The sequence below is a fragment of the Prevotella sp. P4-67 genome, from assembly GCF_002251325.1.
Classification (GTDB): Bacteria; Bacteroidota; Bacteroidia; order Bacteroidales; family Bacteroidaceae; genus Prevotella.
In genome coordinates this window covers 1-26,211 of sequence record NZ_NPJL01000009.1, presented here as the reverse complement: position 1 = coordinate 26,211, position 26,211 = coordinate 1, and the positions used below count along the sequence as shown (strand labels likewise).

General features: G+C 51.7%; 20 protein-coding genes and 1 tRNA gene. 9 read left to right on the top strand and 12 right to left on the bottom strand.

Features of this window, described 5'->3' with window-relative positions:
- Positions 1-5 precede the first annotated feature (5 nt).
- From CIK92_RS00610 to CIK92_RS00580, 8 genes are all read right to left on the bottom strand, one after another.
- The gene (locus CIK92_RS00610) at positions 6-761 is read right to left on the bottom strand and encodes an isoprenyl transferase (protein ID WP_094385309.1); all 756 of its coding nucleotides are present in this window, start codon (positions 759-761) and stop codon (positions 6-8) included.
- Positions 762-1,442: a DUF6089 family protein gene (locus CIK92_RS00605; protein ID WP_094387804.1), complete on the bottom strand. Its 681-nt coding sequence runs from the start codon at positions 1,440-1,442 to the stop codon at positions 762-764. It lies immediately after the preceding gene.
- 12 nt (positions 1,443-1,454) lie between these two features.
- Positions 1,455-2,852, bottom strand: a complete 1,398-nt coding sequence (locus CIK92_RS00600; RefSeq protein WP_144289282.1) for a DUF6242 domain-containing protein — start codon at positions 2,850-2,852, stop codon at positions 1,455-1,457.
- 116 nt (positions 2,853-2,968) lie between these two features.
- Positions 2,969-3,097, bottom strand: a complete 129-nt coding sequence (locus CIK92_RS14165) for a hypothetical protein (RefSeq protein ID WP_256387322.1) — start codon at positions 3,095-3,097, stop codon at positions 2,969-2,971.
- Positions 3,094-3,843, bottom strand: a complete 750-nt coding sequence (locus CIK92_RS00595; RefSeq protein ID WP_094387802.1) for a helix-turn-helix transcriptional regulator — start codon at positions 3,841-3,843, stop codon at positions 3,094-3,096. Before CIK92_RS00595 ends, CIK92_RS14165 begins: the two co-directional genes overlap by 4 nt.
- A 215-nt stretch (positions 3,844-4,058) precedes the next feature.
- Complete coding sequence (locus tag CIK92_RS00590) at positions 4,059-4,502, bottom strand: hypothetical protein (RefSeq protein WP_144007667.1); 444 nt, start codon at positions 4,500-4,502, stop codon at positions 4,059-4,061.
- Positions 4,503-4,584: 82 nt separating this feature from the next.
- Complete coding sequence (locus CIK92_RS00585) at positions 4,585-5,028, bottom strand: hypothetical protein (RefSeq protein ID WP_144289281.1); 444 nt, start codon at positions 5,026-5,028, stop codon at positions 4,585-4,587.
- 342 nt (positions 5,029-5,370) lie between these two features.
- Positions 5,371-7,008 (bottom strand): DUF6377 domain-containing protein, encoded by a 1,638-nt coding sequence (locus CIK92_RS00580; protein ID WP_094385319.1) that lies wholly within the window; start codon positions 7,006-7,008, stop codon positions 5,371-5,373.
- Between the two features lie 372 nt (positions 7,009-7,380).
- Here CIK92_RS00580 and CIK92_RS00575 point away from each other — a divergent pair, with 372 nt between their 5' ends.
- The 7 genes from CIK92_RS00575 to CIK92_RS00545 all read left to right on the top strand — a co-directional run bounded on the left by CIK92_RS00575 (position 7,381) and on the right by CIK92_RS00545 (position 19,348).
- On the top strand, positions 7,381-10,326 hold the full coding sequence (locus CIK92_RS00575; protein WP_371593912.1) for a SusC/RagA family TonB-linked outer membrane protein: 2,946 nt from the start codon (positions 7,381-7,383) through the stop codon (positions 10,324-10,326).
- 13 nt (positions 10,327-10,339) lie between these two features.
- The gene (locus CIK92_RS00570) at positions 10,340-11,833 is read left to right on the top strand and encodes a RagB/SusD family nutrient uptake outer membrane protein (RefSeq protein WP_094385323.1); all 1,494 of its coding nucleotides are present in this window, start codon (positions 10,340-10,342) and stop codon (positions 11,831-11,833) included.
- A gap of 39 nt (positions 11,834-11,872) precedes the next feature.
- Entirely contained in the window at positions 11,873-13,378 is a 1,506-nt protein-coding gene (locus CIK92_RS00565; RefSeq protein ID WP_094387798.1) for a SusF/SusE family outer membrane protein, read from the top strand.
- 20 nt (positions 13,379-13,398) lie between these two features.
- Positions 13,399-15,180: a glycoside hydrolase family 66 protein gene (locus CIK92_RS00560; protein WP_094385327.1), complete on the top strand. Its 1,782-nt coding sequence runs from the start codon at positions 13,399-13,401 to the stop codon at positions 15,178-15,180.
- Positions 15,181-15,194: 14 nt separating this feature from the next.
- Positions 15,195-17,321 carry a glycoside hydrolase family 97 protein gene (locus CIK92_RS00555; RefSeq protein ID WP_094387797.1) on the top strand — a complete coding sequence of 709 codons (2,127 nt, stop codon included), beginning with the start codon at positions 15,195-15,197 and terminating at the stop codon, positions 17,319-17,321.
- A 1,105-nt stretch (positions 17,322-18,426) separates the two neighbouring features.
- Positions 18,427-18,894 (top strand): transcription elongation factor GreA, encoded by a 468-nt coding sequence (gene greA, locus CIK92_RS00550; protein WP_094385331.1) that lies wholly within the window; start codon positions 18,427-18,429, stop codon positions 18,892-18,894.
- Between the two features lie 52 nt (positions 18,895-18,946).
- Positions 18,947-19,348, top strand: a complete 402-nt coding sequence (locus tag CIK92_RS00545) for an HIT family protein (RefSeq protein WP_022309579.1) — start codon at positions 18,947-18,949, stop codon at positions 19,346-19,348.
- 105 nt (positions 19,349-19,453) lie between these two features.
- On the opposite strand, the gene CIK92_RS00540 is transcribed toward CIK92_RS00545, so the two are convergent.
- Positions 19,454-19,897, bottom strand: a complete 444-nt coding sequence (locus tag CIK92_RS00540; RefSeq protein ID WP_144289280.1) for a hypothetical protein — start codon at positions 19,895-19,897, stop codon at positions 19,454-19,456.
- 18 nt (positions 19,898-19,915) lie between these two features.
- A complete protein-coding gene (locus CIK92_RS00535; protein WP_094387795.1) occupies positions 19,916-21,004 on the bottom strand; it encodes a mannose-1-phosphate guanylyltransferase in 1,089 nt (362 codons plus the stop codon).
- Between the two features lie 149 nt (positions 21,005-21,153).
- Between CIK92_RS00535 and CIK92_RS00530 the strand changes: the two genes are divergently transcribed.
- Positions 21,154-21,235: transfer RNA gene (locus tag CIK92_RS00530), tRNA-Leu, on the top strand.
- 662 nt (positions 21,236-21,897) lie between these two features.
- Here the strand turns inward: CIK92_RS00530 and CIK92_RS13600 are convergent.
- Together CIK92_RS13600 and CIK92_RS00525 are read right to left on the bottom strand one after the other, a co-directional pair.
- Positions 21,898-22,050, bottom strand: a complete 153-nt coding sequence (locus CIK92_RS13600; RefSeq protein ID WP_158214692.1) for a hypothetical protein — start codon at positions 22,048-22,050, stop codon at positions 21,898-21,900.
- A 543-nt stretch (positions 22,051-22,593) separates the two neighbouring features.
- A complete protein-coding gene (locus CIK92_RS00525) occupies positions 22,594-25,401 on the bottom strand; it encodes a response regulator (RefSeq protein ID WP_094387847.1) in 2,808 nt (935 codons plus the stop codon).
- A gap of 46 nt (positions 25,402-25,447) precedes the next feature.
- On the opposite strand from CIK92_RS00525, the gene CIK92_RS13225 reads away from it, so the two are divergent.
- Positions 25,448-25,642, top strand: coding sequence for a hypothetical protein (locus CIK92_RS13225; RefSeq protein WP_144289279.1), 195 nt, complete (start codon positions 25,448-25,450; stop codon positions 25,640-25,642).
- Positions 25,643-26,211 lie beyond the last annotated feature (569 nt).

The window sequence follows — 26,211 nt, the reverse complement described above, 5'->3', positions numbered from 1 at the left end:
TCATCCTACTTTTCATTTTCTACTTGTTCTTCGGTCTTGCCGTATCTGCGCTGACGCTGCTGATAGCTCTGTATGGCGCGGTGCAGGTCGTCTTCGCTGAAGTCGGGCCAATAGACATCGCTGAAATAGAGTTCAGAATAGGCTATCTGCCACAACAGATAGTTGGAGATGCGCAGCTCCCCGCCCGTGCGTATCAGCAGGTCGGGGTCGGGCATGAACGCCGTGGCGAGATGCTGGCCCACCGTCTCTTCGCTGATGGCGTCTATGATGGCAGCGTCGTCGGCCGAGCCTTTCTGCTGCAGCGCCTCGGCGGCTATCTGCTTCACGGCGTGGGTAATCTCCCAGCGTGCCGAGTAGCTCAGCGCCACCACCATAGTCATGGCGGTGTTGCCGGCGGTGTTGTCCATCACCTCCTGCAGCTTGTCCTGCACCATCTGTGGCAGACGGGCTATGTCGCCTATCACTCTGAAACGCACGTTGTTTTTCATGAAGATTTCATCTTCGAGCGATGTCAGTACCAATCCCATCAGGGCCGATATCTCATCGGCCGGACGGTTCCAGTTCTCGGTGGAGAAAGTATAGAGTGTAAGGAATTTCACACCGAGTCGGGTACATTCAGAGGTGATGCGGCGCACGGTATCTACACCTGCCTGATGGCCATAGCTGCGGGGCTTGCCACGCTCGGCAGCCCAACGTCCATTGCCATCCATGATGATAGCCACATGCTGTGGCACACGGGTTTTATCTATTTCTATTGCCATTTAGTCGTCGTTGTTACAGGTTCGACATTTGCTCTTGAAGCTATAGGTGAGGGTGAGCATCAGCCCGCTGTAGCAGTCAGTGTTCTTGAATGCTCCGCTGCTCTTGATGCCATAGGGGTCGGCCATGCCGTCGAGCTCGTCGCTCAGCGAGAAGTGCATGCTCCATTCCAGCCCCACGTTGAGGCGTTCCTTCAGTTTGTATTTGATGCCCAGGCCTATCGGTACATTGGCGGTAAACACCTTCTTCTCTCCGCCCGATACGTATGTGGCGCCTATTCCGCCGAAGACGAAGGGGGTGAGACGCTTGGCGCCGCGATAGTCGCGACCGGTGCCGTAGGGCCAGAAGTTGTATTCGTAGGTCACCGATACGTCGGTGAGCGAGCGGTCAAAGCTGTAGGCTCTCGTCGTCTCGTCGGGGTAGTAGGTCTCCACCCGCGTGGCGTCGCCATTGAGCTTGCCCATCATGCCCGTCACTCTGAACCCCATGTAGGGGTTGAGCAGTCTGCGCCACACGATGGCGCCGGCGGGCTGCATGCCCGATGTTATCTTGCCGTTGAAGTCGCCTTGGTATGACACCATCCCCACGCCGCCACCTATTTCCATCAGGTATTCGTCGTCTTGCTGTGCGCTTGCCGTGAGCGTGGCGCAGAGCATCAGGAGTGTCACCAGGCCCTTCTTCATTGTCCTTTGTCGTTATTCGCCGAAGTATGTCTTGTCCTTCGCCCAGCCCAGCCGGTTCAGTCGGCCTCGCCACAGGTTGCCCTTGCCGTCTATGAGCCACAGATAGTTCTGGCTGTCGGCGGTGAAGGCGAATCTGTTGCTCTCTATGTTGAAGTTGGAGGGCAGTGCATAGAGCTTTCTGATGCGCCAGGTCATGCCGCCGTCGCTGCTGGTGTAGCATCCGCCGTAGGCTGTCGTGCCCTGACTGTTGCCGAGACCGCTGCCGCCCAACGCCATCATGAAGTCGTCATAGTAGGTCATCTGCAGGTTGGCCAGATTGGGCAGACGGAAGCGGTTGTCGCCCGCCACGTCCATGTAGGTCCATGCCTGCTGCTCGCTGCCTTCGTCGGTCTCTTCCACCTTCGACCACACCTTGCTCGTCTTGTCTCCCGTGCCCACCATCACCACGCGGTCTGTGCCGGGGTTGGTCAGTATGGGTCGGGCCGTCATGCTCACGTTGCCTGTGGGCAGTGAGTCGGCGGGGGTGTCCATCTTCTCGGCTGTCCAGGTGGCGCCGTCGGCCGATGCCATGATCCTGTTGTCGGTGCTCAGGGCGTAGAGGCGCTTGTTGCTGCCGCCCAGGAGTCGGCTTATTGCCGGCGTTCCCACTCGGGTCCACGTATATGCGTCGGTCGAGCAGTACACGCCGTCCTCGGCATGGGCATAGAGCTTGCCGCCCATCACGGTCATATCCTTATAGCTGTCGGCGCCCAGCTCCACATTGGGAGTAATCTCGGTCCAGCTCACCACGTGCTGCTCCTCGGCAGCATAGATGCGCAGCTGGCTGTCGTCGCGGCCCACCACATAGACTTTGCCGCCCATAGCCAGGGCGCGCATGCCGGTGAGCAGCCCCATGTCGGTGCAGCCGGTAGCTATCTTCCATTCGAATATGTTGGGTTTCTGCTTGTGTATGTTCACCTTGACGGTATAGTCGCAGCTGGCGCGTCCCGACATGCTCACCATGCGCAGGGTGCGGGGCTTCGAGAAGTCCATCGAGTCGATGGTCTCAAAGGCCTGCAGCGTGTCGCTGTCTATGTTTTTCACCAGCGTCACCGAAGAGCCCTTCGATGTCACGCTGCATATTATCTTCTTGCAGTCTATGCCCACGGGCAGAGAGTCGGGGTTGTATATCTCGTGCTTGGTCTGGTCTATGTAGAATATATATTTGCTGCAGTCCAGCGTAGTCTGATACGTACTGTCTGCGCCTTTCTTCGACACTGTGTCGCGGATAATCTTCTGGGTGCCGAGTGAGAACGCAGTGATGCCCACTTGGTCAGAAAATACTATCTCTTCGTTGTCGTCACCCAAACATGAAGACACGAAGAATATAGTCGATACCAATAAGATAAAAGGTATGAACTTTCTTTTCATTACACTCTATTTTAACAATTTTGGGTGCAAATTTAATCAGAATAATTCAAAAACCACCTATCTTTAGACGATTATTAATCAAAAACCGTCTACATCTGCTGTTTTTTAAGGTTTGTTTAGGTATTATCGTGGTCTTTGCTGTGCTTTTTTCTCCTTATTATATATATAGGCAGTCTGCCCTGCGTGCCGCCCTCGTCGTCTTCGGTAGTCGTGGCAGTGTCGCCGGCCAGCCCCCGATGCATCATATCGCTTTGTATTTCACCGCAAATGCCATTGCCTCAGCCACCGTGTGCGCCCCCAGTTTCCTGAAGATGTTCTTGCGGTGCGTCGCCACCGTATACTCCGACATCCCCAAGCGCTCAGCCACCGACTTGGCTGCCTGTCCTTGGCTTAGCAACAGGAGGACGGTCTTCTCTTTGGGGCTAAGGGTAGGTACCTGCTTTTTCTCCCATTTGTCGTTCTTCGGGTTGTATGAAACAAGCTCTTTTCTTAAGATGTTGTGAATGCAGAACATGTCATGCTTTCCGTGTGGCTCAGATGTGGTTATGCCTAACATCAACCATGGACTTCCGTCTGGGGCAAATTCCAGTGGTGTACATTTGGTGCTTGGGAGATGCTTGCTGTCTATAGACATGTAGTCGTAGTTGCAATAGATGGCTATGTTTTCTTTTTCTTCTTGGCTCAGATTCTTAATGTATTGATAACAATATACAAAAGCATCTATTATTGCTTTCTTGCTATTGGGTTTGATAAACGCATCTATAAAGATGGACCCCATATTTTCAAACGCTTCTTTATTATATTCTAACCAACCGAAAGGATTAGGAGAAATATAAAGATATTTCCTCTTGAAGTTGTCGTAGATGAAAATTCCTTTATATGTGAGATTTGACAAGGTCTTGAGAACTTCGATGTGTCGTTCAGCGCGTTCATAGTCTGCATCGGTGATTCCTGCAGCCTGTATTTGGGACAACAACTCTGTATCTATCATGATTGTTTATATTAGAATTTAATGTTAATTACTCGTCCATCGCATGTGTCGAATGTGCGATGATACTCATTATAATAACGCTCTTTCTGGTAAATTATTGTTCCTGCCATCCTTTTCATAGGATGTAAATAGTTTTAGGGTAGGCTGTTGTGCCAATAGTTGGCGGCATGGTCATCCGGAATTTACCGGACAGCCATGCCGCATCATCTTCATAATTATTCCATTGCTTTGACCGTGTCGATTTTACCGTCTTTCATACCGACCTTCAACTTGACATCGCGAATGAACTTTTGTCTTTTGTCATTCATGTCGTTGTACTTGTAGGTAACGATGTAAGCACCATTGTCGTACTTGACATTCAGGGTCTGCAGAGCCAGCGAGTCGATGCCGATATTGTCGGTCGCAAAATCATAGGCTATGCCTGATGTGCGGTCCTTCTTGGTATCCTTGCACATTTCGGCAGAGCAATAGATGTTCATTACAGAGTCACATTTGGCAAAACTGGTTTTGTTGTCACTGATGCTGAAAGCTACAGCATACTGCTGATAGAATTCGCGCACCATCTCTACTTCGTTTGCGTCACCAGTTCCTGCCGAAACTTTCACGGCGGCCAGCACCACGCATAGCAATGCGGCCAAAAAGATACTTAATCTTTTCATAGCTGTTGTTGTTTTTTCAATTATACCACTTTTTGATACTCTGATAGCTATTACTGCTATCTAAGTCAAATCGTCTCCATGGTTATTCTATTGCTTTGACAGTGTTGATTTTTCCATCTTTCATACCGACTTTCAGCTTGGCATTACGAATGAATTTTTGTCTTTTGTCGTTCATGTCGTTATACTTATAGGTGACGGTGTAAGCACCATTGTCATACTTGACATTCAGGGTCTGCAGAGCCAGCGAGTCAATGCCGATATCGTCGGTCGCAAAATCATAGGCTATGCCTGATATGCGGTCCTTCTTGGTATCCTTGCACATTTCGGCAGAGCAATAGATGTTCATTACAGAGTCGCATTTGGCAAAACTGGTCTTGTTGTCACTGATGCTGAAAGCTACAGCATACTGCCGATAGAATTCGCGCACCTTCTCAATCTCGTTTGCATCACCAGTTCCTGCCGAAACTTTCATGGCGGCCAGCACCACGCATAGTAATGCGGCCAAAATGATACTTAATCTTTTCATAGCTGTTGTTGTTTAGAGTCTTTTCATTGTTTTTGATTATCTATCCTTGTAATTGTTAGCTACTTTACGTATTTGCGCAGATGATGTTATTGACGCTTGCAAATTTATAACGAATTTTGACACGCTCCAAATTTTCCATATACCCTTTTTAGGGGATAAAAGTGCTGTTTTTTGGGTGTTTTTCGTCGTTTTTGTGTTTTTTCCGCCCTTTTTTATGTTTTGAGGTGGCTGAAGCGCTTTCGTGGACTATAAAAAACCGCCCGTGAAATCTATAGAATCAGTTTTTCGTTTGTAACAATTTCTTACCGTCAGTACAATATTTGCATGTGTCGTACATTGCTGTCAGGAGTGTATTACACGGCACAGCTGCTCGACGTCGCACTCGAAAGTTTCGCGGTTAATGGCACGGCTTTTTATTGTAGAGCGATAGTTGTAGATGGTGCGAGGAGTATAGAATAGCAATGCCGCAATCTCCGAACTCTCCTTGACGCCCAACCTTATCAAAGCGTAAATGCGCAGTTCGGTGGTGAGCCGTCCCTTGTGTGGAGGCACAATCTGCTCGTCGGTCCGCAGCAGAGCGTTGAATTCGTCGACAAACGAGGGGTATAGGTCGAGGAAAGCCGTGTCGAAACTGTTCATGAACGTAGCCGCATCCTCTTCCGAAAGGCGCGACGACGAAGCCGTATTGAGCAAGTCGTTGACCTGGCCTACCTTAATTTTGCGCTTCACAAGAGTCTCAAACTTGCTCAGACGGTCGATGTATTTGGCGCAAAGGTCGATGTAGAGTTTAGCCAGACGTTCGCGTCGGCTGTTTGTGTCGAGCAATCGTGAGTTGAGAGTATTAAGTTTGTCGTTGAGCGACGACAGTAGGTTGTTGCTCTCGGATAGCTCGTGTCGGTGGCGTGCCAGCAGTCGGTTTTGTCGGCTGTAGAAGTATAGCAGCACTACAACGAACGCGAATAGGATAGACACTCCGAACAATGCGAAGCGCATGATGTTGTTCTGCGATGACAGCTTTTCGCGATAGGTCGACACGATGACGGGCAGTTTCTGCGATATTTCAATGATACGCAGTCGGTTGTTGTAGTTCTTGGCGTCGTCCATAGCAAAATTGATGTAGCGCTCGGCGAGCAGAATGTTGTCGTCGCCCTTCTTGAACAGATACATTGCAAGGTCTTGCATGGCGAGGTTTTCGCGCGTACAGTTGAGCAGGTCGCTAATGCATGCACGCAGCATGTACTCCTCATACTTGTTGTTATTGTTGTTGGCGCTGTAGTTGTTGGCAATGGCATACGATGCCATGGCATACCATCGCGACTCTACGGGGGCTGTACTCAGAGTCTTGAAGTAGTGCTCCAGGGCGCGCTTGTCGTTGCGTTCCACATATATAAAATACTCACCCCAGAAGAAATTGTAGTAAGAGTCGGTAGGGCGGAGCATCGTTACAGCCTGCTTAAGGTAATTGTTGGCACGCTCGTGATAGCGTGGCGAATAGTAATAGTCGTGACAGTAGTCAGCCCAATAGGTGTAGATGAAGTAGTAGGCTATGGTATAGTCGAACCGTAGTTCGTTGTCGAGGTGAGTCGAATCAATCTCGTCAAGCAGCGCAACGGCTTCGCCATAGAGTCCGCCTATGCCCAGCAGCGACGCTTTCTTAATGCGGCATTTGTCGTGATGGAATTTGTCACCGATGCGGTCGGCAAGCGTTATAGCCTTGTCGGCATACACCATGGCAGAGTCAAATTGAAAAACGAAGTACTCATCGTACAGCTTGTCGTAAGCCGAAAGCAGCGTTTCGGGCTTTTGGCTTTTGTGTGCCATCGACTTGTAGAAGTCGATGCGTGCCTGCTTCTTGCCGTATATCTGCGTTATGTTGTCTATAATGCTGTCAATACGCTGTATAAGCTCGCCGTTGGTGTCTGCCATTGAGGAGGTGGCGGTGGCAATAAAGAGTATGATAATGGCTATGTAACGTTGCATAGAGTGAATTGTTAGTGGTTTCTATAGGCTTCTGCAAATTTACAAATTTTGCAGAAATAACATATTAGATGATTGCCTTTTTTTCTTTCCTATTCATATTTTTTCATTGATTCCCCCTTGCTTTGATAATATTATTGCTTTTCGGACGATGTACTTGGCAGTGTGAATGCGCTTTTGTAAATATCTGATTATCATATTGTTAATATTTTATTTAGTCATAGACGTGTACATATTGGGTACTTTAATGAACAACTTATGAAAATAAATTCTACATTTGCAACCGTCATAACGACACAACAACTAAAAACCAATAGTATGAACAAAACCAATCGAAAATGGATCAGCCAGATTGTTGCTTGTTCGTTTCTTGCAATGTTGCCCATAGGCGCATACGCACAGAACAATAAGACAATACATGGTGTAGTGAAGGATGCCAATGGTGAGACTATCATTGGAGCCTCCGTTGGACAAAAAGGCACTAAAAACGCCACAGTAACCAACCTTGACGGAGAATTCTCGATTTCAGTTCCCGACAATGCAGTACTCGAAATTTCGTACATCGGCTACAACAACCAGCGTGTTGCCGTAGGTGGCAAGTCGTCGCTTGAAATCGTATTGACCGAAGATGTCCACAAACTCAACGAAATTGTCGTTGTAGGTTATGGCGTTATGAAGAAGAAAGACCTCACCGGAGCTGTCGGTTCGCTTGCTGCCAAGGACATAGAGAACTCGCCGGTAGCCAACATCGGACAGGCCATTCAGGGTAAGATAGCAGGATTGCAGGTTGTAGATGCCGGCAAGCCGGGCGACAACGTTACTATTAAGGTGCGCGGTATGGGTTCTATCAACAACTGCGACCCTCTTGTAGTAATAGACGGAGTGCCAACCGACCTCGGCATCAATGCCATCAACATGGCAGACGTAGAGCGTCTGGACGTGCTGAAGGACGCTTCGGCAACGGCAATATACGGTAGCCGCGGTGCCAACGGTGTCATAATGATAACCACCAAGAAGGGAAAGGAAGGCAAGGGACGCCTCTCGCTCTCTGCCAATCTTGCCGTGCAGAATGCCACACGTACTCCCGACCTGCTCAATGCAAGCCAGTATGCAGCGCTGAGCAACGACATGATGAACAATTCGGGCAACACCGCCAATCCCGAATGGGCAGATCCGTCGGCTCTTGGCAAAGGAACCGATTGGGTAGACGAGTTGTTCCGTACCGGATATATGCAGAACTACACGTTGAGTTATTCGGGTGGCAGCGACAAGGCACACTATTATGTGTCGGGAGGTATGCTCGATCAGTCGGGTATTGTAAGAAGCGTCAAGTACCGCCGATTCACCTTCCAGCAGAACTCTGATGCCCAGGTGCAGCCTTGGTTGAAGATGACATCCAACATAACCGTTTCGGCCGACCGCAAGCAGCAGGGCAGTTATGACATGGGCAATACATACAGAGCACTGCCCGTCTTTGCCGTTAAGGACGCCAGCGGCGAGTGGACCGGACCTGAGGGCAATTCGCTTTGGTATGGAAGCGTACGCAACCCGATCGGCCCAACCACAACCGACCGCAGCAGCACTAAGGGCTATAACCTCCTTGGCAATATCTCGGCAGAGGTGACTTTGGCTAAGTGGCTCAAGCTGAAGAGCACGTTCGGCATTGACGCCAAGTTCTGGTATAACGACAGCTATACCCCCAAGCACAACTGGAAACCCTCGCCCGTTGAGGAGAGCAGCCGCTACAAGAGCGACAACAAGTCGTTCACATATCTTTGGGACAACTATTTCATCTTCGACCATACGTTCGCCAAGAAGCATCACGTAGGACTGATGGCTGGTACATCGGCACAGTGGAACAACTTCGACTATCTCAACGCACAGAAGAACGTGTTCGCTTATGATGGCGTACACGAGATGGACAACGGCGAGAAGATGCATGCCATCGGCGGCAACGAGACCGAATGGGCGCTTATGTCGTATATGGCACGACTTAATTATGAGTATGCCGACCGCTATCTTCTTACCGCTACAGTACGCCGTGACGGCTCGTCGCGCTTCGGCCGCAACAACCGTTGGGGAACATTCCCGTCTGTATCGCTGGCATGGCGCGCTTCTGAAGAAGAGTGGTTCCCGAAGAACAATATTCTCAACGACCTCAAGATACGTGCTGGATACGGCGTTACGGGCAGTCAGGCCAGTGTGGGCAACTACAGCTATCTGGCTTCGTACAACACCAGCGTATATCCGTTCGGCAAGACAGGAACAGAACAGTCGGCACTCATTTCGGCAACGCTTGCCAATCCTAACATTCATTGGGAGCAGGTGGCGCAGACCAACATTGGCTTCGATGCAGCACTCTTCAATCAGCGTGCCCGCCTCACATTCGACTATTATATAAAGAATACGACCGACATGCTCGTAAAGGCTTCCATCCCAATCACTTCGGGATTTGAGGACACAAGCACCACTTATACCAATGCCGGAAAGGTTCGCAACACGGGTTTTGAGGTTTCGCTCAATACCGTCAACATTCAGGGTCCGCTGCAGTGGGAGACAGGTATCGTCTATACATACAACCGCAACAAGATAAAGAGTCTCAACAGCGACGTGCCTTACTATATCAATCAGGTGAACAACTCGTATGTAACGACGCTCGCCAACAATCTGCCCATCAACGTGTTCTACGGTTATGTCACCGACGGAATATTCCAGAACGAGCTGGAAGTAAAAGAACACGCCATTCAGACAGGTGCCGAGCCTGGCGACATACGCTTCAAGGACCTCAACAACGACGGTGTTATCAACGACAACGACCGCACCGTGATAGGCAATCCTAACCCCACACACATCTTCTCGATGAGCAATACGCTTGCATGGAAGGGTCTGGAACTGTCGGTATACTTGCAGGGCGTGGCTGGCAACAAGATATTCAATGCCAACAAGATAGACCTTACGGGCATGTCGGCAGCCTACAACCAGCTCACCGACGTGCTGTCACGCTGGCATGGCGAGGGCACAAGCACCACGATGCCACGTGCCGTTTATGGCGATCCCAACCAAAACAACCGCATCAGCGACCGCTTCGTTGAGAACGGTGCATACTTGCGTCTGAAGAGCATTTCGCTCTCTTACAATGTGCCGCAGCAGTGGCTTCGTGCCCTGACACTCAATTCTGCACGCATCACATTCTCTTGCGAGAACGTGGCAACGATAACCGGATACTCAGGTTTCGACCCCGAAGTGGGTGTCAACGGAATCGACCTCTCAAGCTATCCCATCTCGCGCACGTTCAACATCGGATTAAACCTAAACTTCTAACAACTGAATCATTATGAAAAAGATATTTATTCTGGCTCTCAACATAGCGCTTGTAGGCTCGATGTGTTCATGCAGCGACTTCCTCGACCGTGAGCCTAAGAACACAGTCGACCCCGAAACGACGGTCGACGAGGACGTGGCGGTGTCGATGGCAAATGCCTGCTATCGTACACTCCAGTCGTCGAATATGTACAATCAACGTCTGTGGACACTCGACATCGTTGCTGGTAACAGCATAGTAGGCGCTGGTGGAGGTACCGACGGCATTGAGACCGTTCAGGCTTCCAACTTCACCACGCAGAGCGATAATGGTATGGCGCTGTACATGTGGCGCTCGCCTTGGGTCGGTATCGGACAGTGCAACATCCTCATCAATGCTCTCGAAGACAAGAATCCGGAAAAGGGCACCATTTTGGGACGTTCGCTCGGTGAGGCTTACTTCCTCCGTGCACATTATTATTATATACTTGTACGCTTGTATGGTGGGGTACCTCTGCGTCTGAAGCCGTTCAATCCAGGCGAGAGCACGGACATAGCACGTGCTTCAGTTGACGAGGTTTACAAACAGATAATTGACGATACCAATCGCGCAGCCGATCTGCTTCCTGCCAAAAGCCAGCTTGATAACGACAATCTTGGACGTGCTACGAAGGATGCAGCCTATACAATGCTCGCCGATATATACCTCACACTCGCTCCCGACAACAATGAATACTATCAGAAGGTTGTGAGCCTGTGCGACGATGTGACAGCTCTTGGCTACGATCTAAGCCAATGCACGTACGAATCAAACTTTGACGCTACCATCAACAATGGTCCTGAGTCAATCTTCGAAGTGCAGTTCTCTGGCAATACCGAATACGATTTTTGGGGAAACAATCCGCAGTCGAGCTGGCTGTCGACATTCATGGGACCACGAAACTCCAACTTTGTGGCAGGATCTTACGGATGGAACCTGCCTACAGAAGAGTTCATGTCGCAGTATGAGGAAGGCGACAAGCGCAAGGACCTTACCGTATTGTATGATGGATGTCCCGATTTTGACGGCATGACATACAAGAGCAGCTACTCAACTACCGGATATAACGTGCGCAAGTTTCTCGTTTCAAAGAGCGTATCACCAGAATATAACACCAATCCTGCCAACTTTGTGGTGTATCGCTATGCCGATGTGCTGCTTATGAAGGCTGAGGCTCTTAACGAGCAGGGCAAGACTGCTGAGGCAGCCGAGCCTCTTAACATCGTCCGTCATCGTGCCGGACTGCCTGGAGTGAGTGGATTGTCGCAGGAAGCTATGCGCGAAAAGATCATACACGAACGTCGTATTGAACTGGCGTTTGAGGGCCATCGCTGGTTTGACATGATACGCTTGCAGCATGGCGACTATGCCGTGAAGTTCCTCAAGTCCATCGGAAAGTCGCGCGTCACAAAGGAACGCCTGCTCTTCCCCATCCCGCAGACGGAGAGAGACGCCAACAAGCTGATGACACAGAACCCTGGATATTAAAGGTCAAGAAACATTATAAACAATAAAAAAAGAATCAATATGAAACGATATATAAATTGCATTCATAGTCTGTTGGCTCTTCTTTTCATCGGCTTCGCACTCTCCGCTTGCTCAGACCAGGACTACACCGAACTGGACAAAGGACGCGACCAGCTGACAATCACGGCTGACCAAGCCCTGTCCGCTCTGGAAGAGACCAACCATGCAAGTGACGCCGTCACCCTGAACTGGACCACTGGCAACAATTACGGTACCGGCAACCGCATCAGCTATCGTCTGGAACTGGCTAAGGCTGGCACCGACTTCGCCCAGCCTTACGTGGCTGTGGACGAACAGACGCAGACTTACACGTGGAGTGCCAACGTGGAGAATCTTAACAACATCATTCTCGACAAGATGGGAGGCACCGTTGGCACACCCATTGACATCGAAGCACGCGTCACTGCCATAGTCAGCGGCGTGGAAGAGACACAGACTGCCACCACGCAGTTCACCGCTACACCATACGAACCCGTCACATCCACATTGTATATTATAGGTAGCGCAGCTCCAAACGGATGGAGCGCCGACAATGCATCGGAGATGACACGAACCACCAACGGCCTCTTCACTTGGGAAGGCAAGCTCAATAGCGGCGAGATAAAGTTCATAACCACTCTCGGACAGTTTCTGCCTTCATACGGACGCGGCGACAACGGTGGTCCAGTGCTCCGCACAAGCGACGACCAACCCGACGAGAAATGGACCATTGACGAAGCACACGACTATAAGGTGACCGTGGATTTGCTTGCTGCTACAGTCAGCATAGAAAAGACTGAAGGCATAAGCCCTGCCTTCGACCAGCTGTTCTTCGTAGGCAATCCAACCGGATGGAGCTTTGAACCGATGAAACAGGATGCTCTTGATCCCTTCCTCTTCCGCATGGGACGCTACTTTGAGCAGGGAGTTGGCGGCGAGTTTAAGTTCGGAACATCCATGAACTCATGGGAGAACATGTATAAAGCCACACAGGCAAACGCTCCTTACACAGACAAGAGCATGGAATTCGTATCTGGTTTCGACCCCGACAACAAGTGGAATCTGCAGGACAGCGAGACCGGCAAGGCTTATAAGATATGCGTTGACATTCGTTCGGGCAAGGAACGTATGATGATGAGCGAGTTCACTCCATACGAAATGATATACCTTGTAGGTGATGCTACACCCAACGGATGGGATCTTGGCCATGCCACACCGATGACTTCTACAGCGAGTCCTTATGTATTCACATGGACAGGTCAGCTCAACGCAGGCGAACTCAAGTTCTCTTGCGACAAGCAGAGCGACTGGTACGGAGCGTGGTTTATGCCTTCTGCTCCCGATGCCGAACCAAAGGGTACTGCCGAGCAGGCTCTCTTCATCAACAAGAGTGACGAAACACTTAAATCGCAGTATCTGACTGTGAACGTTAGCGACCTCGACTACAAGTGGAAGATAACATCGTCGGGCACATACACCATAACGCTCGACCAGCTCAACGAGACCGTAACAATCTCAAAAAAATAACAATCTAACAAAAGCATAAAATGAAAATGAATGTATTGCTAATGGCGTTGCCGTTATTGATAGGCTCATGCAGCGATGACAACAATAGCTACAACGACCCCGCTACCGTTCCTACGGACATTATACAGACCGTGGTGAAGACCACAGCCGATCTCTCGCTCACTGTCACTACAGACAAGGCGGCATACAAACCGGGCGAGACAGTACGCTTCAACGTGACTGACGGTACTCTGCCTGCATCGGCTCGCATACGCTACCGTCATGGTTCTGAGGTGATAGCCGACGAAAACTTAGGTTCAACTTCGTGGACATGGACAGCTCCGCAAGCTGATTATACAGGCTATATGGCCGACATATACACAGTTGACGGCAACAATCAGCAGACCATCTACGCCACTATTGGCGTAGATGTGTCGAGCGATTGGGCGCGATTCCCACGCTATGGCTTCATAGCTTCATACGGTAGCGACCGCACTTCAGATGTTATTGCTTCCGAATTGTCTTTTCTCAACCGCTGCCACATTAATGGATTGCAGTTCTACGATTGGCAATACAAGCAGCATTGGCCGCTCGGCGGCACACCAGGCAATCTGCTCGAGAGCTACAAGGACATTGCCAACCGCGACAACTACACTTCGGTGGTGAAGGACTACATTGCCCAGGCACATTCGTTGGGCATGAAGGCTATGTTCTACAATCTCTGTTTCGGTGCATTTGACGATGCAAAGGCTGATGGAGTGGACGACCATTGGTATATATATACCGACCAGAATCACTCCAAATGCGACCGCCATCAGTTGCCGTCCGACTGGAAGAGCGACATATATCTTGTCGATCCGTCGAACAAAGACTGGCAGAATTACCTTGCCGACCGCAACGACGATGTGTATGAAGCACTCGATTTTGACGGATTCCATATCGACCAGCTTGGCTCACGTGGCACCGATTACGACTATTATGGATCACAGGTGAATCTGCCTAACGGCTATGCATCGTTCATACGAGCTATGAAAGAGCGTCAGCCCGACAAACGTCTGGTGATGAATGCCGTCAGTAATTATGGCTCAGACAAGATTGTGTCAACGGGATGCGTTGACTTTATGTACTCCGAATTGTGGGATGGTGAAGACAAGTTCAGTGACCTCCATGACATATTGAAGGCCAATCGCCTGTATTCCGGAAATACGTTAGGTCAGGTGTATGCCGCATATATGGACTACGGACACAATAAGCCGGAGTTCAATACACCCGGAGTGCTGCTCACCGATGCCGTAATGTTCGCCCTCGGAGCATCACATCTCGAACTCGGAGCAGGACATATGCTGAGTTCAGAATACTTCCCTTATGCCGATGTGAAGATGAGCGCCGGACTGAAGAAGCAGATAGTGGCGTACTACGATTTCCTTACAGCCTATCAGAACCTGCTTCGCAACGGTGGAACAGAGACACAATGCGATATTGCAGCAGCCAAGTCTGTGGTAACGATCAATGCATGGCCGCCCGTACTTGGCAACGTAACGGCATACAGCAAGAGCGTAGACGGCAAGCAAGTGGTGAGTCTGCTCAACTTCCGTCAGGCTAACAGCTTGAGCTGGCGCGACAAGGACGGAACGATGCCCGAGCCCGAAGCCATCGACAACCTAACATTGCGTATGCGTGCAAAGAACGTAAAGAAGCTGTGGGTGGCATCGCCCGACCAACTCGGAGGCGCTCCGCAGGAACTGCAATATCGTCAGGATGGCGACTTCGTTGTATTTACCGTTCCGCAGCTTAAGTATTGGACAATGATTGTTGTAGAATAAATAAGCCAGTACACATGAAGAAACTATTGTTTTCAGCACTTGCACTTGCCCTCACATTGGGGGCAGGTGCGCAGACTGTGACATCGCCAGACGGCAACGTTTCGGTGAAGTTCTATCTGCAGGACGGACGTCCCACGTATGAGATGACATACAAGAAGAAGGAAGTGATACGTCCGTCGCATCTCGGACTGGAACTTGCCAAAGACAAGCATGCATCCAACGAGATGAACGAACAGAACCTCATGGACGGGTTCACGGTGAAGAACACGCAGACTGCCACGTTCGATGAGACATGGCGACCGGTATGGGGCGAGACCGCAACTATACGCAACCATTACAACGAACTTGCAGTAACGCTCAATCAGGCTTCAATGCAACGTGACATCTGCATTCGTTTCCGTGTCTATGACGACGGTATGGGACTGCGCTATGAGTTTCCGCAACAGCCCAAGCTCAACTATATCGTAGTGAAGGAAGAGCACACCCAGTTTGCAATGGCGGGCGACCATACAGCCTATTGGATTCCGGGCGACTACGACACGCAGGAGTATGAAACCGTAATATCGAAGATGAGCGAGATACGTTCGAAAATGAAGGCAGCCATAACGTCCAATGCTTCGCAGACATCGTTCTCGCCTACGGGTGTACAGACATCACTGCAGCTCAAGACCGACGACGGTCTCTACATCAATCTGCATGAAGCCGCCTGTGTCAACTTCCCCACAATGCACCTCAATCTCGACGACAAGAACATGGTGTTCGAGTCGTGGCTCACGCCAGACGCTACGGGTATGAAGGGATATGTACAGACTCCGTTCAACACACCGTGGCGTACGGTGATTGTAAGCGACGATGCCCGCGACATGCTTGCGTCCAACCTCATACTCAATCTCAACGAGCCGTGCAAGATAGAGGATACGTCGTGGATTCATCCTACTAAGTATTGCGGAGTGTGGTGGGAGATGATAGCCGGAGGCAAGCAGTGGAGCTACACCTTCGATCTGCCTTCGGTGCATCTTGAAAGCCTTGACTATTCAAAGTGCCTGCCGCACGGACAGCATCCTGCCAATACCGAGAATGTGAAGCGTTATATTGATTTCGCTGCCAAGAACGGACTTCAGGAGGTGCTGGTAGAGGGTTGGAACATCGGATGGGAAGATTGGTTCGGTCATTACAAGGACTATGTATTCGACTTCCAGACACCTTATCCCGACTTCGACATAAAGTATCTCAACGACTATGCCCACTCCAAGGGCGTGAAACTGATGATGCACCACGAGACGAGCGGATCCACACAGAACTATGAGCGTCATCTGGAGGCAGCCTATACGCTTATGAACAAGTATGGATATGATGCCGTGAAGAGCGGCTATGTGGGCGACATCATTCCACGAGGCGACTACCATTATTCGCAGTCGACCAACAACCACTATCTCTACTGCATCAAGGAGGCGGCCAAGCATCACATAATGGTCAACGCGCATGAGGCTACACGTCCTACTGGATTGTGCCGTACATGGCCTAATCTCGTAGGCAACGAGTCGGCACGAGGCACAGAGTATGAGGCATTCGGAGGCAGTGAGCCTTACCATACGGTCATTCTGCCGTTCACCAGATTGCAGGGTGGTCCGATGGACTATACTCCCGGCATATTCGTAACGAAGCTGAGCGAGTGGTGCAACAATAAATCCAATGTCAACACAACGCTCTGCGGACAGTTGGCACTCTATCTAACTATGTACTCTCCGTTGCAGATGGCAGCCGATCTGCCTGAGAATTACGAGAAGTATGACGATGCTTTCCAGTTCATTCGCGACGTAGCTTGCGACTGGGACGACTCTCGCTATCTGGAAGCCGAGCCTGCCAAGTATATCACAGTAGCTCGCAAGGCTAAAGGAACAGACAATTGGTTTGTGGGCGGAAAGTGCGATGCCGAAGGCCATCAGTCGGTAGTGCGCCTCGATTTCCTTGACAAAGGACGCAAGTACGACTGCGCCATCTATCTGGATGCACCCGATGCCGATTACGAGAAGAATCCTTCAGCCTACGTCATCACCCATCGTACGGTAAAGAAGGGCGATGTGCTGAAGCTGAAGCAGGCGCGCGGCGGAGGATTTGCCGTAAGTCTGATGGCGAAATAAAAACGTTTTGATTTTTGTAATGGTATTTTTTAGGAGGGTGTGGCATTATTGTCATACCCTCCTGTTACTGTTTTATAAAGACAATCACTCAATAATTATTCAAACAACAAATCTATACTGATAATGAACCGAAACAATTCTTCCTGCAAGCAGCTTGTTCTTGCCTCTGCACTCTCAGCCCTTACGCTCACCGCAGCGGCTCAGAACGACAGCAATATCTAACTTTACGAAATTTTGGTGGTACAAAGTTACGTATTACATTTTTTGGGTGTTTTTCGTCGTTTTTGTGTTTTTCCCGCACTTTTTTGATGGGTTTGGCTTGATTTTTCGGCATCCACTCGCCTATCTACGTTTCGATAATCTACGTGGCGATGTGGTTTATTCCTGTTTCGTGGTTTGCCTTAATCATTTCGTGGCTTGCCGTAATCGTTTCGTGGTTCGATTTTTCCGTTTCGTGGTTTGCCGTTAGGATGTCTTGGGTCTCGGTGGTTTTCGGGTTGGTCGGTGGGGTAGAGTGATGGCGCACGGCGGTCGTGTCGGGCTGCTGCGTATGGGCGTCTGTGGTGTATGGGTGAGGTCGATGGGGTGAGCGGATGAGCGGATGGTTTCTCTGGGTGGGCCTTGGATGGCGCGGACTCTCCCGCGTGGCGTCATCCTTTGTCGCCAAGGGGCGCTACGGCCGGCGTGCTTGGGTTAAGGGCAAAAAAAAATGGACTCCGCTGAGTCCAAAACCTTGTTAACCTTAAATCTAATACTATGAAAAACACGATGCAAAGGTATCCAGATTGCGCGAATCAGCCAAATGTTTCGGCCAGAATTGTCTCCGAAGGTATCTTTTCTTGACATATATCAAACATCTGCTTGACCCTCAACGGTTAAGTGAACCTCCGCGAGCCCAGATGGCGCCTCTGCCGACGGCGAAAACCACGAGAAAGTAAAAATAATTGATGATTGATTTGGTATTGTCTTCTTTATTCATTACCTTTGCAAAAGTATTAGAAAAGAAGAGGATAATAAAAGTTGGAATTTCGACAACCTGCAAAGCTGTTGGAATTCCTTATTTTATTGTTGTCTGTCCAATGTAGAACAAATTAATTCAAAAATTATGGCTTACATGTCGCAAGAGGGCTACGACAAACTCGTAGCCGAGCTCCGCAGGCTCGAATCGATTGAGCGCCCCAAGGCATCAGCCGCAATCGCTGAAGCCCGTGACAAGGGTGACTTAAGTGAAAACTCAGAGTACGATGCTGCCAAGGAGGCACAGGCTCACCTGGAGAGCAAAATCAACAAAATGAAACTAACCATCGCCGAGGCCAAGATAGTAGATATGTCGCGTCTCAGCACAGACACTGTACAGATTATGTGCAAGGTCGAAATGACCAACGTGGCCAACCAGGCTAAGATGACCTATACCATCGTGAGCGAGAGTGAGGCCAATCTGCGCGAGGGCAAGATTTCCATCCACACCCCCATCGCCCAGGGACTCCTCGGCAAGAAGGTGGGCGAGGTCGCCGACATCAAGATTCCCAACGGCGTCATCCATCTGCGCATCGATCGCATCTCGATCGACTGATAGCGGGCTCGCAACCACGCTCTATACATCAACCCAAACCAACAATACGATTATGGCTACCATTTTCACTAAGATTGCAGCCGGTGAGATACCGAGCTACAAGTGTGCCGAGAGTGCCGACTTCTATGCATTCCTCGACATCAGTCCTCTCACCAAGGGTCACACGCTGGTGATACCCCGCAAGGAGGTCGATTACATCTTTGATATGGACGACGCCGAACTGGCCGCTTTCCAGGTGTTTGCCAAGAAGGTGGCACAGGCCATCCGCGCCGCGTTCCCCTGCCGCAAGGTGGCCCAGGTGGTGCTGGGTCTCGAGGTGCCTCATGCCCACATCCACCTCATGCCCATCAATTCAGAGGCTGATGTGGATTTCCGCAAGGAGCACCTCTCTCTCGAGCCCGAAGAGATGCAGCGCATAGCCGACAGCATCTACGCCGAGTTCCAGAAGCTCTGAGCGTCGCCCCCGACACCCTCATACATAGAGAGCCGCCGACAGGCGCGCTTCCCCGGTCATGGAGAAGCGGCCTGCCGGCGGCTCTTGTGTTGTAGTGGATGACCTTTAGTCCAGCGACTTGGCGCTCCACCAGGCTGTGCGGGCTTTGACATAGCCCACCACGCCGTCTTTGTTTACCTTGTACCATCCCTTCTCGAGGCCCAGACAGGCTGCCGACTCGGGAATGTAGCCCTTGGTGCTGGTGAGCTGCCCTACCACGGCCGACTTGGCGTCTGCAGACTTGTAGATGTTCACCTTGCCGTCGGCCTTGCGACAGCATACCCATCCCTTGCCTTTCTCGGGCGACCAGATTTCGATGCGGTGGGTCTTCTTGTCGACCCATCCGTCGTCCTGGCACATCACGTGGTACTTGTCGGCGGTCTCGCCGATGTACTCACAGGCCATACCGTCGGGGCCTATCACCATCTTGACGGGTTTCACCGCTTGCGCCTGTGCGCTCCAGCATGCCATGGCTGCCATGGCTACGAGCCAAAACTTTCTTGCTTCCATACCTATGTTATTAAGGGTTTACACGTATTCGTCGCCACGCTTCATCTGCACGTCGTTGACATACTTGCGTATCAGGTCAGACGAGTCTTCCTTCTTGCAGATGAGCAGCACGTTGCCTTCCTCTGCCACGATAAACCCGTCGAGCCCGTTGATGACCGCCAGCTTGCCCTTGGGCAGCTTGATGATATTGTTGTGGGCGTCTTCGGTCATCGCCTCCGAGTCTATCACCACGTTGTCGCCGTCGGCGCGCCTCATAGCTTCATACACATTGTGCCATGTGCCTATGTCTGCCCATCCAAACCGGCACTCCATCACATACACGCTCCCCGACTTCTCCAGGACGCCGCGCTCTATTGACATGTTGGGGTAGGAGGGGAAGTTGTCCTGTATGAAGCGGTTCTCCTCGTCCAGCGTCCATTGCGGGTTGCTCTCGTCGAGGTTGCGCAGCACGCTGGGGAGGAAGGTGCTGAACGTGTGGTAGAGGAAGCGCGTGTTGGCGAGAAACATACCCGTGTTCCAGTAGAACTCGCCGCTCTCCATAAACATGCGGGCAAATTCGCGGTCGGGCTTCTCTGTGAACGACTGCACGCAGTAGACCTCGTTGCGGGCCACTTCGCCTTTCTGGATATAGCCGTAGCCGGGCTCAGGGCGCGTGGGCTTGACGCCCATCGTGAGCAGACAGTCGTTGGAGCTTACGAAGTCGAAGCCCTCGCCCACGTTGGCGAAGAACTGCTGCTCGTCCAGCACCATCTGGTCGGAGGGGATGGCCAGCAGACAGGCATCCTCGTTGGTATGGTTGATGCGGTGGCACGCCCACGCCACGCTGGGTGCCGTGTTGCGGTGTATGGGTTCGGCCAGGATATGGTCGTCGTCCACCTCGGGCAACTGCTCGTGCACCAGGTCGAGGTAGGCCATATTGGTGTTGATGTATATGTGGTCCAGAGGCAGCATCCGCCGCATGCGGTCAAAGGTCTGCTGCAGCAGCGTGCGCCCGCAGCCGAAGAAGTCTATGAATTGTTTGGGCCGTGCTTCACGACTGCAGGGCCAGAGGCGTCGTCCCTTGCCTCCTGCTATGATTACACAGTAATTGTTGTTTATGTTAGTCATATATATATGTCTGTAAGATGAGGTTTCTAATCGGCGGCTAAGATAACCATTATCCCCGAATGGCGCAAGCATTTTTGCGTTTTTCTGAAAAAAAGTTTGTTAATTCGGAAAAATGTCTTACCTTTGCATCCGAATTATTGGATAGAGTTGCCCAGATGGCGGAATCGGTAGACGCGCTGGTCTCAAACACCAGTGGAGCAATCCGTGCCGGTTCGACCCCGGCTCTGGGTACAAGGAAGCAGCCAAGTGTTATTACTATAACGCTTGGCTGCTTTTTTGAGCCCCATTCACCAACCCGCCGCAAGGGCAAAGCGCACCAATAGAAGCCCCATCCCAACCTTTCCCAAGGGGAAGGAGTCTTGTCTAAACGCCTCAAACACAGCAGGAAGCAGCTCCCGCCCCTTGGGGAGGGCTGGGGAGGGGCTTTTGGTTTGCCTCCGCAAGCAGCAGCAACTCTGTAGGAGTTGCGATTTCACAGCCCAGGGTTGCGGGCGAAGCTCGCTACCCTGGGTAACTGCCCCCACTAACCTGGCAACTCTGTAGGAGTTGCGCTTAGCCGAAGGCGTTACTTGTAGTGTATATGCCCATATACCTTGAATATGCTATCGCAAGAAGCTACAAAAAGATTTGTGGCTTTTCAGGGCTTCGCCCTATGCGTCCGTGTGTGTCGGGAGATATCTCGAGAGCGAGCTCTCGGATATTCCCCGCCACCCCCATCCGCGCCTGCTTGGTGGCAGGCTGAAAAGCCGCAAATACAAAAAGTCCGCCGTTGGCGGTAAAAAAAGTCCGGCTAACGCCGGTACAAAAAAAGATTACCTTATTTTCTATCGGCAGGTGTCAAACAGATGGAATGATACAATCAGCTGTTTTTTTACCGCCAAAGGCGGCTTTTTTTACGGCCGCTGGCCGCTTTTTGAACCATGCCGGCTGTTGTCGTCATGCAAGGCATGGCGTTGGGGGAAGGCGGCGACGACAAGGAGGAAAACTCGTTTTCCGACTGCCGTCACCGACAGCCACAAAAAGGCGAAGCCGACAACATCCGCCATGGCTTTTTGTGTTTATATCAACTTATTACATAAGTAGGTAATAATGGATTAACCCCGCAATTGGCCTCCCGCAAGCAGCGGCAACTCTGTAGGAGTTGCGATTTCGCAGCCCAGGGTGGCGGGCGAAGCACGCTACCCTGGGTAACTGCCCCACTAACCTGACAACTCTGTAGGAGTTGCGTTTAGCCGAAGGCGTTACGCGCATGAGGATAATGAGTAGGAATGGGTAGATGGTTATTATCAGATTGAGTATAACGCCTTCGGCTAAGCGCAACACTTTACCTTTCCGCGTCGCAAAGCGCCGCGCCGGTGACCTTCGGTTCAGCGTTGCTCCACCTTATTATATATATACCCAGGGTAGAGGCGCTGCGCACCTCAACCCTGGGCTATGGAAACGCAACTCCTACAGAGTTGCCAAGGGTGCGTTCTGTCCGCGATAGAAGCCCCATCCCAGCCTTCCCCAAGGGGAAGGAGCCGCACCCAACAGCCTCAAACACAGCAGGAAGTAGCTCCCGCCCCTTGGGGAGGGTTGGGGAGGGGCTTTCAATTATCCTCCACTCCTCTCCTGATATCCTTCGGCGTCACGCCATACGTCTTGCGGAAGGCGTGGTAGAAGCTCGAGGTGTGTTCAAAGCCGCAGCGGCTGGCTATCTCGTCAATGCCCATCCTCGTGTCGTTCTCCAGCAGATGTCGGGCACGCTTCATCTTGATTTTCATCACAAACGAGGCGGGCGAACAGCCCGTTATCGCCACTATCTTGCGATGGAACTGGCGTGAGCTCATGCACAGCTTGTCTGCCAGTGCATTGATGTCGAGCGCCTGCTTGTCGAGCAGCAGATAGATATGGTCTACGGCCTTGGCTACAAACCTCCGCTCGGCATCGGTGAGCCTGCCCTCTTCGTCGTTGTTGCTGCTTGTCATGCCATCGCCAAACTTGCTGCGCAGCGAGCGATGCCTGTCGAGCAGCTTCTCGACCACCGTGCGCAGTTCGTCCACATTGAACGGCTTGGAGATATAGGCGTCGGCACCCGCTTTGATGCCCTCGATGCGCTCCTGCTCCGTAATCTTCGCCGTGACGATGACGATGGGGATATGGTTGACCACCTCGTTGGCCCTCACGCGTCGGCAGAGCTCCAGACCATCCATGTCGGGCATCATCACGTCGGTCACTATTAGGTCGGGCACTAGGTCTATCGCCTTCTGTAGTCCGTCGCCTCCGTTGGTGGCATAAGCCACGCTGTAGCGGTCGGCGAGCAACTTGCCTATATAGGCTGCGATGTCGCGGTTGTCCTCGACCACCAGCACCGTGTACTGGCTGTCGTCGCAGTCGCAGTCGGTGAGCGCCTGTTCCTCTGCCGGCAGCACCGGCATGTTGTCCATCGTCTTCTCCGTCAGTTTGTTCTCGCATACGTTGTTGATGGGTATCTCTATACTGAATGTTGTGCCTTCTCCCACCTTGCTCCTTACGCTTATCTTGCCATGCACCGAGTCTACCACGTTCTTCACCAGTGCCAGACCCACACCCGTGCCTATGTTCTTGGCATCGTTCTCACCCTGGTAGAACGGTTTGAACGCATTGGCTGCCGTCTCTTCGTCCATGCCTTCGCCCGAGTCGCTCACCTCCACGTGCAGCGTGTCCTCGATGCGCCACATCGACACGTTGATTTTACCGAACTCCGGCGTGAACTTCAGCGAGTTGGATATCAGATTGTTCAGCAGCTTGCTCACATAGTCGGGCACAAAGTCCATCGTCACCTCCTCCTTGACATACAGTTGCAAGTCGATGTTCTTGCTGCGGGCGTAGTCGCGATAGGTGTCTACGAGCATCGTCACATAGGTGGTGATGCTGCCGTTGCGCCAGTCCAGCTTGCCCTCCTTCGACTTGAGCTTCGAGATGTCGAGCAGCTGGTTGATGAGTGTCAGCAGACCCTTTCCCTGCCGCTCTATGGTCAGCGCGTGGCTCTTCACCTCGTCCTGCGGGTTCTTCTGCAGTTCCTGACTCAGTCCGAGTATCACGGTGAGCGGCGTCCTGAACTCGTGGGTGATGCTCGTGAAGAAGTTTTCTCGCATCTGCGCCACCCTCTTCAGGTTCATGTGGTTGTGGTGGTTCACGCGCTGTGCGTAGAAGAATATCACCAGCGCACAGCTGAGCAGCAGCACTATGATGACGAAGATGACGCTGCTCACCATCCGTGCCGACCGCTCGCTCTGCAGCGTCATATTCGCCGCGTCCATCATCCTTGCCTGCTGGGTGCGTTCGATGGCGAGTCCCGCGTTCTGTATGCGGTTCACCTTCTCCATGTCTACCACGCTGTCCTGCATCGCGCCCGCCTTCTCGTGGGCTGCGAGCGCCGCACTGTAGTCGCCCGTGCGTTTGTAGTGCTTATAATATAAGGTGTAGACCTCTGCCAGATATTCATACGACTTGATTTTCTCCGCCATCCGCTTTGCCTTGCCCAGGAAGTTAAACGCCCTGGCGTTGTCACCCTTGGTCAGGTTGATGCTTGCCAGCGCGATGAGCGAGTTCAGAGCATGCCAGTCGTCGTGCGAAGCCTTCATCAGCTCGTAGGCTTTCTCATATTCCTCCTCTGCCTTGTCATACCGTCGCTCCCGTTCATACATCGAACCGTAGTAGGTATGGCAGAGCGAGATGCCGAGCATGTTGTTCACCTTCTGGTTCAGCTCCATCGACTTGCGGAAGTACGCCCACGCCGAGTCGTTCATGTTCTGATGGCGGAAGATGGAGCCTATGTTGGCGTAGTTGATGGCTTGCCCCAGTTCGCTCTTCAGCTCCTTCTCGCCGGCGAGCGCCATGCGCAGCGCACTGTCGGCGCGCTCGTAGTTGCCCACGGTGAGGTAGATGTTGCCCAGTCCGTTGAGCGCCACCACGCGACTCTTCTTCGCCACGTGCGAGGTGTCGCCGCTCGCCTTGCTGATGGTCCACGCGCGGTAATGGTAGTCTTGCGCCACGTCGAGCACGCCCAGTCTGCGGTAGTCGGTGCCCAGGTTGTTGAGCGCCTGCACCATCTCCAGCGTGTCGTCCAGGTCTTCGGCGAGCGTCAGCTCTTCGCCATGGTAGCGCAGTGCCTCGTCAAAGAGGCTCTCGTTGCGCATCTTCCGGCCTATCTCTCTGCACACGATGATGCGCCCCAACACATTGCCTTCCTTCTCCATACGCTTCTGCAGCATACGGAGAGTGTCGATATTGTGTGAAGAAGAGATGAGGCTGTCCAGACTTTTGCGCACGGCCATAGGAGTCGTCGCCTGTCGCTGTCCGCAGGCTATCATCAGCAGACCGATTACCATCATGTACCACAGTGTGGTGGCGTTGCTCTGTCGTGGGGTATTCATAAGCAGCACTTTTTTGGAGGAGTATTAGGTTATGCTTGCAAAGATAATGATTGTTATCGAAATACAAATCTTTTTCCATCTTTTTTCTTCTTCCCCCCGCGATTTTTATCATTTCATCGCTGGTGATGGTGCGCATCATGGTAGCAGGGCCAGTCGCGTCGCCCGAACAGATAGTAAAGACACTCCGAGCCATCGCCCCCATCCGCATTTCCGTCATTGCGACGAATACGGATGGTTCTGATAAAACAGAATTAACCTCCTTCGTCGTGTTCCATATTAATTAGGGCATTTGTGATTAATAACGCATCGTAGATGGTACGCTCCCAACGACCATGAGTAGTTGGCCCAATGTGGGAGGTACGCTCCCTGCTGCAATGGATGGTTGGCCCATAGCAGGCGGTACGCACCCTGGCAACTCTGTAGGAGTTGCGCTTCCCCAGCCTAGGGTTGCGGGCGCAGTCCGCTACCCTGGGTATTGATACAAAAAGGGATAGCAACGCTGTAGGAGTTGCGTTTAGCCGAAGGCGTTATCCATAGCAGGATAATGGGTTGAGATGTGTAGGGGGAGTACTCCTAAACTCAATTTGTAATATTCTTCCCAACCCTTGCAGCCCATCCTGCGCCACGGGCAATGCCCTCGGCTGGCTCGTAACGGCCGTTACGCGGTCACGTATCGTCCGTCACGTGCCCACGTATCAGTTGTCACGTGCCCACGTTTCATCCGTTACGAACCACCAATGATGGTCGCGGGCGATGCACACCGGCCGATAGAAAGCCCCTCCCCAACCCTCCCCAAGGGGCGGGAGTTCA